This window comes from Actinomycetota bacterium (assembly GCA_004297305.1).
Lineage (GTDB): Bacteria > Actinomycetota > Actinomycetes > S36-B12 > FW305-bin1 > FW305-bin1.
On record SCTR01000006.1, the window covers coordinates 517,556 to 530,186 of the forward strand.

Consider the following 12,631-nt stretch of genomic DNA (forward strand, 5'->3'; position numbering starts at 1 on the left):
TCAGCGAGCGGCAGGAGACGCCCATGCTCAGCAGCGGCACCGTCACCGCCAACATCCCCGCCAGCGATCTGGGCCGGGCGCGTGACTTCTACCTCAACAAACTCGGCCTCACCCCGACGACCGAACTCGAAGGCGTGATGCTCATCTACCAGACCGGCGGCGGGTCGACGTTCTCGATCTACCAGACCCAGTACGCCGGTCAGGCCGGTCACACCATCGCGCAGTGGCACGTCGACGACGTCGACGGCGAGGTCGGCAGTCTCCAAGCCAAGGGTGTGACGTTCGAACGGTACGACGACATGCCCGGGGTCACCTGGAACGGCGACGTCGCGTCCATCGACGGCATGGGCAAAGCGGCGTGGTTCAAGGACACCGAGGGCAACATCCTCTGCATCGACAGCGGCTTCCCGAGCTAGGCGGCACGGCCCAACTCGTTGAGCTGGCAAACCCGTTCCGGCACAGGCAGTTTCGGCTCGCCTGCTTCGGCAACGCGACTCCGCCGTGCGCCCGGCTCGGTGGCTCCGGCAACGGGACTCCGTCGTACGCCGCTTCGGTGCGCAGCTGACGCCTAGGCGGGGCTGATCAGGTCGAGCACCCGTCGCAGATCGGCGGCGTCGGCCACGTCGATGACGATCCGGCCGCGAGCCCGGCCGAGTTCGACCCGAACCCGGGTATCCAGCCTGTCCTGCAAGCGTTCTGCGGCCTCGCGCGCCCGCGGATCGCTCGGCCGCTCTCCCCTGGGCCGCGCCACCCGGGTTCGAGCCCGGCCGTCCGCCTCGCCGACCGAGATGATCTCCTCGACGGTACGGACCGACAGTCCCTCCGCGACGATCCGGCCCGCCAGGTGCTCCATCACCTCGGGGTCGTCGAGCCCGAGCAATGCTCGCGCGTGCCCGGCCGACAACACGCCCGCGGCGAGCCGTCGCGCCACCACCGGCGGCAGCCGAAGCAGCCGGAGGGTGTTGCTGATCTGCGGCCGCGACCGCCCGATGCGGGTGGCCAGCTCCTCCTGGGTGCAGCCGAAGTCGGTGAGCAACTGCGCGTAGGCCGCGGCCTCCTCCAGCGCGTTGAGGTCGGCGCGGTGCAGGTTCTCCAGCAGCGCGTCGCGCAGCAGCACGTCGTCGGCGGTGTCGCGCACGATTGCGGGGACGACCGGCAGGCCCAGTTGCTGGACCGCGCGCCAGCGCCGCTCCCCCGCGACCAGCTCGTACCGATCGCCGCCGACCGGCCGCACCACGATCGGCTGCAGCAGGCCGATCTCGCGGATGGAGTGCACCAGCTCGGCCATGGCCTCGGGATCGAAGACCTCACGCGGCTGCCGGGGATTCGGGTCGATCGCGGTGACCGGGAGCTCGACGTAGCGCACGCCCGGCACCTCGGCCAGCTCCGACACCTCGGCCGGCGCAACCCCGGCGTCCCGCGCCTCGGCGAAGCCCGGCACGCCAGCCGAGTCGATGGCCCGCGCAACGCCGGCGTCCGGCCCGGACTCACCGGCTTCGGCAGGGGTCGCGGCGAAGGACCGCTGGTCGGGCTGCACGCGCGACTCGACCACGACTGAGTCAGCCCCGACCGGATCCGTCGCCGTCCGGCCGGCCGCCAGGGCGTCGGCGGACGCGTCGACCGCGGCGGCCGATCCTGCGGCGCTCTCCCCGGCCGCGGCGGAACGCTCGGGCGGCCCGGCGGCGAACGGCGGGGCCCCACGCTGGGCCAGCGTGCTGTCCGACACGTCGACCACGACCGACGGCGAGGGCTCCGGAGGAGTCGCCGTACCCGGCTCGACCTCGACCTCGACCTCAGCATCGGGTGACACGGTCGTTGAGGGTGCGCTCGACGTCGGAATGAGGGCTCCCAGCCCTCTCCCTAAGCCTCGGCGTTGGGCCATGACCTTCCACCTCTCCCTGCGAACAACCTGTGGACAGCGACGTGGACGGCGTCACCGATGGATCGACCTCCGGCATCGGTCGAGACATCGAAACCGCAGGCCAGAGCCATGACACCGCGCCGACAGCCATCGTGGACACACTGCGGCCCGGCTGTGGACACCGCTGTGGACAGCACCGCGGGCACGGATCCCCCCGACGTCACGAGCCGGATCCGGTCAGTTCGCGGGCGACTTCGAGATAGGAGAGGGCACCGGACGAGCCCGGGTCGTACGTGAGCACCGTCTGCGCGTACGACGGGGCCTCGGACAGCCGGACAGAACGTGGGACAGCCGTCCGTAGGACGAGATCCCCGAAGTGGTCGCGGACCTCCTGTGCGACCTGCGCGGCCAGCCGGGTCCGCGCGTCGTACATCGTGAGCAGGATCGACGACACATGCAGCGCGGGGTTCAGGTGCGCCTTGACCAGGTCGACGGTGCCCAGCAGTTGGCCGAGACCTTCCAGCGCGTAGTACTCACACTGGATCGGGATGAAGACTTCCCGTGCGGCGACCATCGCGTTGAGTGTCAGCAGACCGAGGCTCGGCGGGCAGTCGACGAGCACGAAGTCGAGGGGACGTCCGTGCCGCGCCTCGTGGACGGGCAGGTACGCCGCGATCGCCCGGGCAAGCCGGGTCTCTCGGGCGACGAGGGACACCAACTCGATCTCCGCACCGGCCAGGTCGATCGTCGCCGGGACGCCGGTCAGCCGTGGCAGGTCGGGCACCGGCCGAACGACGTCAGCCAACGGCAAGCCATCGATGAGCACCTCGTACACGCTGGACGTCCCCGCCTGGTGCGGCAGACCGAGGGCGGTCGACGCGTTGCCCTGCGGGTCGAGGTCGATGACGAGGACGTCCAGGCCCTGCAAGGCAAGAGCGGCGGCGGTGTTCACGGTTGTCGTCGTCTTGCCCACGCCACCCTTCTGATTGGCGACAGTGAGTACCCGGGTCTGTGCCGGACGCGGCAGCGCCTCAAGCGATCCGGCTTGGACCCGGACCGCCGCCCGGGCAGCACGAGCGATGGGCGTGTCGAATGCGGCGAAGGCGCTGTCGTCGTCGGCAGCCGACACCACGTCGCCCGTGGCGCTCAGCGGTGTGCCGAGCTCGCCCGCACTGTCGCTCCGTTGCCCCAGAGCATCGCCACCGGACGACACCGGCGTATCGCTGTCAGCCGACGCTGACGTATCGCTGTGGGACCACACCGCACCACCATCGGCCGGAGTGCCCGCGGAGGCCGGGGTGCCCGCGGAGGCCGGGGTGCCCGCGAGGGCTGCGGCACCAGGGTCCGGGGTAGCAGCACTGCCGGCGGCCGGGACAGTCGTACCAGTGGCGTCGAACTCGGCAGTTGTTTCACGGGAATCCTGCATGTGGTCGTTCACCGCGGGAGCCGGCGGGTCGGGACGGCGCGGGCTGTCGATCCGGCGGTACGTCGCTCGACCACGACCACCCGAGCCGGTGGATCCGCGACACCGGCGCCGCATTCGACGACCCGGGCTGCCGCTCCGAGCCGGCGTAGCGAGGTCTCCGCAGCGCTGATCTCCGCTTCGGCGTTGGCGCCTTTGAGCGCGAGCACGACACCCTCGGGCGCGAGCAGCGGGAAGGTCCAGCTCAGCAGGCGGTCCAGGGGAGCAACGGCCCGCGCTGTCACCACCGGCACGGTGCGCTCACCAACCAACTCCTCCGCTCGACCACGAATCACGTGCACCCGGTCCTGCAGACCCAGTTCGGCGACCGCCTCCGCGAGGAAGGTGGACCGGCGCAACAGGGGATCGACCAACGTGAGCTGCAGGTCGGGACGGACCAGTGCCCACACCAATCCGGGAAGCCCGGCGCCGGATCCCACGTCGATGACGGACGACCCGGACGGAACGAGGCCGACCTCCAGATCGGCAACGACCGCGCAATTGACCAGATGACGGTCCCAGAGCCGCGGTACCTCCCGCGGGCCGAGGAGACCGCGTTCTACCGCTGGTCCGGCCAGCAAGTCTGCGTACGCCGACAGACCGGCCCAGTGCTCCGGGAACAATCGACGTGCCGCCTCACGGCCGCCGTCCGCCGGGACTTTGCGACCGCTCTCCGCTGACACGGCGTCAGTCTGCCCGGTCGCGGCGACTATTGGCGTACCGCGGCGGGTGGCGCCGCGCGTCATGTCCCGCTTTGGGTCAACGCAGGGGACCTGGGAGGCACGGACTCGTTTCACAGGAAACCTTCGCGCGTCAGCGGCCCGGCCGCGACGACGATCGCGCCATCGCGACGGATCGGCTCGGCGAAGCGCAGGACGCGTGCGGTCGGACGGGACGCCAGGCAGCCTGGTACGGCGACGTTCCGCTAAGCCGGCAGGACTACGACCCGACGGTGCGGCTCCTCACCGGTCGACTCGCTGGTGAGACCCGCTGCGGCGACAGCGTCGTGCACGACCTTCCGGTCGAACGGCGACATCGGATCGAGCGTCACGGGTGCGCCCGTCCGCGTGACCTCGGCGGCCGCGGCGCGACCGCGTTCGGCGAGCAGTTCCCGCCGCCGCTCGCGGAAGCCGGCGACGTCGAGCATCAACCGGGACCGATGACCGGTCTCGCGGGCTGCCGCCAGCCGCGCCAGATCCTGTAGTGCGTCGAGAACAGTCCCGTCGGGACCCACCAGGTGCGCGAGCTCGCCCTGCGTTGCCTCGACGACCGACACCCTCGCCCGATCGCCTTCGACGTCGATCTCGATATCGCCATCCAGGTCGACGATGTCGAGAAGGACCTCCAGGTAGTCGGCCGCGGCGTCGCCTTCGGCCACCAGTGCCGCTGTCCGGCTGCCGGGTTCGACGGCGACGGCCGGCTCGGGCGTCGCGTCAGCAGTCGTGTCAGTCACGGAACGGTCCCTCTCGTCTCGACCGAGGTCGGTCGGTGATGGTGGCGCCATCGCCCTGCCGGGGTCTGGCGTGGTTGGTCTGCACGACGCCGCAACGTCGGTCCCTACTCCCCTGCGGCAGCCGGTTCATCCGAGGTGCTCGACCCCGAGGCGCCCGGGCCGGCCGCAGGCGTCTTGGTCGCCGGTGCCTTGCTCGCGGGAGCCTTGGTTGTCGGCGTCTTGGTAGCCGGCCCCGTTGTCGGGGCCTTGGCCCCCGCTGGCTTGGGCTGCTGGGCCTGCCGCTTGCTCTTGGATTGCCGCTTCGGCTGCTGCCGCGGTGGGGCTGCCACCGCGGCAGTTTCCTCCGCAGCGGCCGGTGCCGCATCACCGCGCCGGGCCGCCTTGCGGGCCGCCTTCGCCGCTCGGCGCGCCTCCTGTGCAGCCGCTGCCGGCGTCCCCGGCACGGGGTTGTTCCGGATGACGTAGAACTGCTGGCCCATCGTCCACAGGTTCGTGGTGAACCAGTACACCAGGACACCGATCGGGAAGTTGATGCCGCCGACGGCGAAGACCAGCGGGAACACGTACAGCAGGATCTTCTGCTGCTTGACCATCGGGTTGTCCGGAGCGGTGTTCTTCACGATCAGCTGACGCTGTGTGATGAACGTCGTCGCCGACATCGCGACGATCAACACCATCGCGAGAACCCTTGTGGCAGTAGGGTAAGGTGTTTCATTGGCGTTGAGGAACGTCCCATAGATGGGGACGCCGAAGATGTTCGCGTCCTGCGCCTGGCTCAGCAGATCGGCGTACTGCGGCCACGTGAAGACGCCCTCGGGGACGCCGCGGGCGATGCCCTGCAGCACGCTGAACAGGGCGAAGAAGATGGGGGCCTGCAGCAGGATCGGCAGGCAGGACGCCAGGGGATTGGTCCCGGTCTCCCGGTAGAGCTTCATCATTTCCTGCGACTGCCGCTCGCGGTCGCCGGCGTACTTCTTCTGGATCGCCTTCATCTGCGGCTGGATGATCTGCAGGTTCCGCTGGGCCTTGATCTGCTTCACGAACAGCGGGATCAGCAGGATCCGGATGACGACGACGAGCCCGACGATGGACAGCACCCACGCCCAGCCACTCGAGTCGCCGAAGATCGCGCCGAACACCTGGTGGAACTGCACCAGGATCCACGAGACTCCTGTGCGCAACCAGTCGAGGATGAACACTGCGCGCTCCTGCTACTCGTGCTCTTCGGTGGCCGGGACCGGCTGGTCGTCGGCTGTCGTCCGGGTGGGCGGTCGGGTGGCCGTCGCCGGAGCGGAGCCAGCCGTCGTGGCTGTCGTACGGGACATCGTCGCGCACCCGCCTGAGTGCCCGTCACCCGGCGGCCGATGTCGCGGCCGCCCGTCCGGCTCGATGTCGGCTCGCCAGCGGCCGCGCGGCGGAACGGGGTCCAGACCACCTGGCGTCCACGGATGGCACCGGCACAGCCGCCAACCGGCCAGCAGCGAACCCTTCACCGCTCCGTGCGTCGTCAGCGCCCCCAGAGCGTACGCCGAGCACGACGGGTACCAGCGGCAGCGGGCACCCAGCAGAGGGGACAGCACGAGTCGATAGAGCCGGATCAGGCCGACGAGCACGGCGGTGACAGCGCGCCCGATCGTGGCGCCGGCGAACGCGCCGACACCCCGCCCGACGTGCCAGACGCTGGTGCGGAACGACACGACGTCATTCTCCGGTCATTCGCCCGACGGCACAGCCGGTAGCGGGACGGCCGCGCGACCGGCTGGGTCCGACCGGCCGAGAAGTCGTTGCAGCGACGCGGCCAGATCCGAGCCGAGGTCACGCGAGGTGGCTGTCGCCGCCGGGGGCAGCGCCCGGATGACGAGCCTGACGCCGGGCGGGATGGTGGGGAGCGCTTCGGCGGCCAACGCCCGCAGTCGGCGCTGCACCCGGTGACGCACCACCGACCCGCCCACCGACCGGCCCACGGTGAAGCCGAACTGCGGCGGCGACGTCGGCCGAGACGGTGTGCTTCCGGGCCGCGCGGCTGACGGCGCGTCGAGGGACCCGCCCTGGGGCGAGACGGGTTGCAGCGATGCCGGCTCGAGAAGGTGAACGACCAGCGTGCGGCGGCCGGCACGGCGGCCGCGGCGTACCACCTCGGCGAAGTCCACCGATCGCCGCAGACGGGACCGGGCGGGGATCACGGACGGAGCCGCGCTGATCGGGCCAGCTCAGGCCGACAGGCGGTCGCGGCCCTTGCCCCGTCGAGCGGACACGATGGCGCGGCCGGCGCGGGTGCGCATGCGCAGGCGGAAACCGTGCGTCTTCGCGCGACGACGGTTGTTCGGCTGGAACGTGCGCTTCATCGGGATACTCCTGGGGCGGTGACCGATACTCCTGGGGCGGTGACCGTGGCCGCGAGCGGCGGCCGGGGACGGCCCCGAGCGCCCGCGGGCCGGCCCACGGTACGGAACGCCGCCGGACGCGGTCAAACTCGGGCCAGCGGCGTCCCGCCAGGGCAACAGCACCGGGACGCCGACACGCCGTCGCCAGGCCACCTCCCGCTCGCGGGTTGTGGACAACCGGTTGCTGGCCCCCATCAGCGCTCACTAGGGTCCGCGGAGTCGTCGCACGACCTACCGCTGCGGCGGTCCTCCCCGGGTCGCGCGAGTCGAGCGCCGCTGCCGCACGATGCGGTTGGCCGGCATCTGCCGTGGAGCCCGGTCCACATCCTGTGGACGTGTATGTGGATGAAGGTCGAGGGGAGGATCGACGTGGACGAGCATCTCGATCAGGCGGTCGACCTCGACCGGTTGTGGGCCGCAGCCCTGGCAGCGGCCGACGCGGCGATCTCGCCACAGGTCCGCGCTTTCGTCTCGCTCACCCGGCCACTGGGTCTGGTCGAGGACACCGCTCTGGTCGCCGCGCCCAACACCTTCACCCGGGACGTGCTGGAGACGCGCCTCAAGCCGCTGCTCACCGGGGCGCTGTCCGAGGCCCTCGGGCGCCCGGTCAAGCTCGGCATCACCGTCGACCCCTCGATCGCGCCCGATCTGGACGACGAGGCGACCGACGCGCTCGCGGACGCGACGTACGCCGCCGATGACGCCACCGAGCCCAGCCTGGACCTGCGGGCAGGCCACCGGGACGAGGCCCTCGCCGGTGTCGCCGAGCCGGCTCTGGCAGCCAGGTACGCCGTGGCGCCGTTGACCGAGCGGCGGGTCGGACCGCCCGCCGGGCCTGACGGCGCGCAGCGCGACGGACACGGCCGGCCGGGGGAGCGCGTCGCCGCGATCCGGACCGAGGAGGGCCGGCTCAACCCGAAGTACACGTTCGACACCTTCGTCATCGGTTCCAGCAACCGGTTCGCGCACGCCGCGGCGATCGCGGTGGCCGAGGCGCCGGCGAAGGCGTACAACCCGCTGTTCGTCTACGGCGAATCAGGACTGGGCAAGACCCATCTCCTGCACGCCATCGGGCACTACAGCCGGACGTTCTACAAGGGCCAGCGAGTCCGGTACGTCAGTTCCGAGGAATTCACCAACGAGTTCATCAACTCGATCCGGGACGACAAGGCCGCGACGTTCCAGCGGCGCTACCGCGACGTCGACGTCCTGCTCGTCGACGACATCCAGTTCCTGTCCGGCAAGGTGCAGACGCAGGAGGAGTTCTTCCACACGTTCAACACCCTGCACAACGCCAACAAGCAGATCGTCATCACTTCCGACCTGCCCCCCAAGCAGTTGCAGGATTTCGAGGACCGTATGCGGTCCCGTTTCGAGTGGGGCCTCATCACCGACGTCCAACCGCCCGACCTCGAGACGCGCATCGCGATCCTGCGAAAGAAGAGTCAGCAGGAACGCCTGACCGCTCCCGCCGATGTCCTGGAGTACATCGCCTCGAAGATCTCCACGAACATCCGCGAACTCGAAGGTGCGCTCATCCGCGTCACGGCGTTCGCGTCGCTGAACCGGCAGCCGGTCGATCTTGCCCTGGCCGAGGTGGTCCTCAAGGACCTCATCCCCAGCGACGCGGGGCCCGAGATCACCGCCGCGTTGATCATGACCGAGACGGCGAAGTTCTTCAGCATCACCATCGACGACCTCTGCGGCTCGTCCCGGTCACGGGTGCTGGTCAACGCCCGGCAGATCGCCATGTATCTGTGTCGTGAGCTGACCGAGCTCTCCCTGCCGAAGATCGGGCAGGCGTTCGGCGGCCGGGATCACACGACGGTGATGCATGCGGACCGCAAGATCCGTCAGCTACTCAGTGAGCGGCGCACGCTGTACAACCAGGTCGCCGAGCTCACCAGCCGCATCAAGCTTCAAGCTCGTGCCTCCTGACCCGCAGGTCCATCTGTTCACACCCTGGGGATGAGCTTGGGGATGGACCGGGGACGGGGCCGGGACGACACGACAAGTCCTCGCAACGACCCGGCGACGGTCCACCGCCGCCGTCGCCCATCCCCACGACGTACTCGCTCGGCCACAACCCTTGGGGGCGACGACACGCCAGCTGACCAGCACCGATCCAGGTTGTCCCCACTGTCCACCGCACCGATGACGACCACGACAGACATCAGTCGGTCGATTGATCCCCATCACCAACCGCGGCCAAACCTGGGGATAGCCCCGACATTCCGCGGCGCCGCCGACAGGGACGCCGGCCGACAGCGCAGCGGCGGGAACCCCGTCCTGACACCGCGTCCGACGAACGGGCTCGGGATGGTCGAGCACGACCTTGTCGGCCCGCCCGGTACCACCCGTCAGCGCGTCCTGACAGGATGCGCTGAGCCCGATCAGCCCTGGAGGACCCGTGAAGTTCCGCGTCGAGCGCGACGTGCTCGCCGACGCCGTGGCGTGGGTTGCCCGGACGCTTCCCAGTCGACCGTCGATGCCGATGCTGGCCGGGCTGTTGCTCGAGGTCGGGGACGGACCGGAGCCCGGTCTGACGCTGTCGACGTTCGACTACGAGGTGTCCGCGCGCGTCGCCATCGCTGCTCAGGTGGATGACCCGGGCCGGACGTTGGTGTCCGGCCGGCTGCTGGCCGACATCGCCCGGGCGCTGCCGGCCGCCCCGGTGCAGGTCGATCTGGAAGGTAGCCGGGTCTCGCTGCGGTGTGGTCGGGCTGCTTTCACGCTGCCGACCCTGCCGGTCGAGGACTATCCGTCCCTGCCGGCGATGCCGTCGGCATCCGGGTCGGTCCCCGGCGCGGTCCTGGCGGGTGCTGTCGCCCAGGTGGCCATCGCCGCCGGTCGTGACGACACCCTCCCGACGCTGACCGGGATTCGGGTGGAGATCGACGGCGACCTGGTGACCCTCGCTGCGACGGATCGCTACCGCCTGGCCGTCCGGGAGTTCGCCTGGTCGCCGCAGACCGGTGGCCTGCAGACCGCGGCGCTGGTGCCGGCCCGCACCCTGGCGGAGACGGCGAAGGCGTTGGCCGGAGCCGACGAAGTGCTGCTCGCCCTGTCCGCGTCTGGCGGCGGAGAAGGGCTGATGGGTTTCGAGGGCGTGTCCCGCCGGACGACCACCCGGCTGCTGGACGGCGAGTTCCCGAAGTACCGCTCGCTGCTGCCGACGGAATCGGCGACGGTCGCCAGCGTCGACACTGGTCCGCTGGTCGACGCGGTGAAGCGCGTGGCTCTGGTCGCCGAACGCAACACCCCGGTCCGGCTGTCGTTCGCCGCGGACGAGCTCGTGCTGCGCGCTGGGACCGGCGACGAGGCCCAGGCGACCGAGGTCCTGGAGTGCCAGGTCGAGGGCGACCCGATCGAGATCTCGTTCAACCCGCAGTACCTGCTCGACGGCCTGGGAGCGGTCGAGGCGCCGGTCACCCGGCTGGCGTTCACCTCGTCGGCGCGTCCGGCCGTGCTCACCGGCCTTGCGGAGGCCGGTGGCCAGGTGTCGACGGCGTACCGATACCTGCTGATGCCGGTGCGGCTCACCGGCTGACGTGGAAGTCCGCCGCCTGTCACTGACGGACTTCCGCAGCTATCCGCAGGTCGACCTCGCGCTGGATAGCGGAGTCACCTCGTTCGTCGGTCGCAACGGCCAGGGCAAGACGAACCTGGTCGAGGCGATCGCGTACGTCGCCACCCTCGGCAGTCACCGGGTGGCCACCGATGCCCCGTTGGTCCGCGCGGGCGCGACACGGGCGATCGTGCGGACCGAGGTGGCCCGGGGCGACCGCCGTACCTTGGTCGAGCTGGAGATCAACCCGGGCCGGGCCAACCGGGCCCAGGTCAACCGGGCACCGGTCCCGCGGCCCCGGGAGATCCTGGGGCTGCTGCGGACGGTCGTCTTCGCGCCGGAGGATCTCGCCCTCGTCCGCGGCGACCCGGCGCAACGGCGGGTGTTCCTCGACGACCTCCTCGTCGCCCGCAACCCGCGCTACGCCGGCGTGCGCTCCGATCTTGACCGGGTGCTGCGCCAGCGCAATGCGTTGCTGCGCAGCGCCCAAGCGGCTCGCCGGGCGGCGACGGCCGACGTCGAGCGGACGTTGAGCGTCTGGGACGACCAACTGGCCGACCTCGGTGCCGAGTTGATTGCGGCGCGGCTGAGCCTCGTCGAGGCTCTCGCCGGACCCGTCGCCACCGCCTACGACCGGGTGTCGACCGGCGCCGGACCCGCGACACTGACCTACGTGAGCTCGTTGGCCGAGTCGGCTCCGCCGTCCGCAGATCGACAGCAGTGGCGTGCCGCCCTGCTGGAGGCCGTCGCTCGTCGGCGTCGCGACGAACTCGATCGCGGTGTCACGCTCGTCGGACCGCAACGAGACGACCTCGCGCTGGGCATCGGCGAACTGGCCGCCAAGGGTTACGCCAGTCACGGTGAGTCGTGGTCGCTGGCATTGGCGCTGCGGCTGGCGTCGTACGACGTGCTCCGCGGCGACGACGATCCCGATGCCGAGCCGGTGCTGATCCTCGACGACGTGTTCGCCGAACTCGACGCCGGCCGGCGTACGGCGCTGGCCGAGGTCGCCGCCGGAGCGGGCCAGGTCCTGGTCACCGCGGCGGTCGCCGCGGACGTGCCCGAGGTGCTGACGGGAGCGCGCTACGAGGTGGCCGGGGCGAGCGTGAGCCGTGCCTGACCAGTCCGCGCAGACCCCTGCCGCAGTCCGGCCCGACGACCCACCGGAAGCGCTCGACGGGATCGACCTGGCCCGCGCCTCGCTGGACCGGGCTCGCGCCGATGCGCAACGCCGGGCAGCGGGCGCCGTGGCACGCCCGGCCACCGGCCAGTCCGTCCGGCAGCGCCCGGACGCACGTGGGCAGCAGCTGCGCAGTGGCGCCGGTCCGGACGAACGCGACCCACAGCCGATCGGCCGCTCGGTGGACCGGCTGCTGCAGGAACGCGGCTGGCAGGGCCCGGCGGCCGTGGGCGGGCTGACCGGGCGCTGGGCGGACATCGTCGGTCCCGACGTGGCCGCCCACGTCGTCCCTGAGTCGTTCGAGCTCGACGATGCGCAGCCCGGCCGTCCGTCTCAGGCGGGGGGTTCGCCGCAGTCGGAGGCTTCGTCACAGCCGAGCGAGCGACCGCAGCCGACCGGGCGACCGCGGGGCGGGCGGCTGGTGCTGCGGGCGGACTCCACGACCTGGGCGACGCACCTGCGACTGCTCTTGCCGGTCCTGCGGGAGCGACTGGATGCCGAACTCGGTCGCGGGGTCGTCGGCCAGGTGACGATCGTGGGGCCGGCGGCGCCGCGGACGGGCGGCGCCTGGCGGGTACCGGGCCGCGGGCCGCGGGACACCTACGGCTGAGCCTGGTGGTGTCCGGCCGCATCACTGAGACCGCGGCCAGGAGTCGTGAGGCCATGGCGGGATCGGCGATCTCGTCATCGGCCCGGAGCCGCGCTACGGATCCGGGGCCGCGA

General features: G+C 71.1%; 13 protein-coding genes. 5 read left to right on the forward strand and 8 right to left on the reverse strand.

Annotated features, from left to right (window positions below; translation table 11 throughout):
• The first annotated feature begins 23 nt into the window (after nucleotides 1-23).
• Nucleotides 24-416, forward strand: coding sequence for a VOC family protein (locus tag EPO13_05285; protein TAK70487.1), 393 nt, complete (start codon nucleotides 24-26; stop codon nucleotides 414-416).
• 152 nt (nucleotides 417-568) lie between these two features.
• On the opposite strand, the gene EPO13_05290 is transcribed toward EPO13_05285, so the two are convergent.
• The 8 genes from EPO13_05290 to EPO13_05325 all read right to left on the reverse strand — a co-directional run bounded on the left by EPO13_05290 (nucleotide 569) and on the right by EPO13_05325 (nucleotide 7,121).
• Nucleotides 569-1,882: a ParB/RepB/Spo0J family partition protein gene (locus EPO13_05290; protein ID TAK70352.1), complete on the reverse strand. Its 1,314-nt coding sequence runs from the start codon at nucleotides 1,880-1,882 to the stop codon at nucleotides 569-571.
• A 199-nt stretch (nucleotides 1,883-2,081) separates the two neighbouring features.
• Nucleotides 2,082-3,287, reverse strand: coding sequence for a hypothetical protein (locus EPO13_05295; GenBank protein ID TAK70488.1), 1,206 nt, complete (start codon nucleotides 3,285-3,287; stop codon nucleotides 2,082-2,084).
• An 8-nt stretch (nucleotides 3,288-3,295) separates the two neighbouring features.
• Complete coding sequence (gene rsmG, locus EPO13_05300) at nucleotides 3,296-4,069, reverse strand: 16S rRNA (guanine(527)-N(7))-methyltransferase RsmG (GenBank protein ID TAK70353.1); 774 nt, start codon at nucleotides 4,067-4,069, stop codon at nucleotides 3,296-3,298.
• A 179-nt stretch (nucleotides 4,070-4,248) separates the two neighbouring features.
• Nucleotides 4,249-4,827 carry a single-stranded DNA-binding protein gene (locus tag EPO13_05305; protein ID TAK70354.1) on the reverse strand — a complete coding sequence of 193 codons (579 nt, stop codon included), beginning with the start codon at nucleotides 4,825-4,827 and terminating at the stop codon, nucleotides 4,249-4,251.
• Nucleotides 4,828-4,880: 53 nt separating this feature from the next.
• Nucleotides 4,881-5,975, reverse strand: coding sequence for a membrane protein insertase YidC (gene yidC, locus EPO13_05310; GenBank protein ID TAK70355.1), 1,095 nt, complete (start codon nucleotides 5,973-5,975; stop codon nucleotides 4,881-4,883).
• A 12-nt stretch (nucleotides 5,976-5,987) separates the two neighbouring features.
• Nucleotides 5,988-6,410 carry a membrane protein insertion efficiency factor YidD gene (yidD, locus tag EPO13_05315; protein ID TAK70489.1) on the reverse strand — a complete coding sequence of 141 codons (423 nt, stop codon included), beginning with the start codon at nucleotides 6,408-6,410 and terminating at the stop codon, nucleotides 5,988-5,990.
• Between the two features lie 78 nt (nucleotides 6,411-6,488).
• On the reverse strand, nucleotides 6,489-6,959 hold the full coding sequence (gene rnpA / locus EPO13_05320) for a ribonuclease P protein component (GenBank protein ID TAK70356.1): 471 nt from the start codon (nucleotides 6,957-6,959) through the stop codon (nucleotides 6,489-6,491).
• 27 nt (nucleotides 6,960-6,986) lie between these two features.
• Entirely contained in the window at nucleotides 6,987-7,121 is a 135-nt protein-coding gene (locus EPO13_05325; protein TAK70357.1) for a 50S ribosomal protein L34, read from the reverse strand.
• Nucleotides 7,122-7,505: 384 nt separating this feature from the next.
• Here EPO13_05325 and dnaA point away from each other — a divergent pair, with 384 nt between their 5' ends.
• From dnaA to EPO13_05345, 4 genes are all read left to right on the forward strand, one after another.
• Entirely contained in the window at nucleotides 7,506-9,098 is a 1,593-nt protein-coding gene (gene dnaA, locus EPO13_05330; protein TAK70358.1) for a chromosomal replication initiator protein DnaA, read from the forward strand.
• A gap of 472 nt (nucleotides 9,099-9,570) precedes the next feature.
• Entirely contained in the window at nucleotides 9,571-10,710 is a 1,140-nt protein-coding gene (locus tag EPO13_05335; GenBank protein TAK70359.1) for a DNA polymerase III subunit beta, read from the forward strand.
• Nucleotide 10,711: 1 nt separating this feature from the next.
• On the forward strand, nucleotides 10,712-11,848 hold the full coding sequence (gene recF, locus EPO13_05340; GenBank protein TAK70360.1) for a DNA replication/repair protein RecF: 1,137 nt from the start codon (nucleotides 10,712-10,714) through the stop codon (nucleotides 11,846-11,848).
• Entirely contained in the window at nucleotides 11,841-12,518 is a 678-nt protein-coding gene (locus EPO13_05345; protein ID TAK70361.1) for a DUF721 domain-containing protein, read from the forward strand. Before recF ends, EPO13_05345 begins: the two co-directional genes overlap by 8 nt.
• The last annotated feature ends 113 nt before the right edge of the window (nucleotides 12,519-12,631 follow it).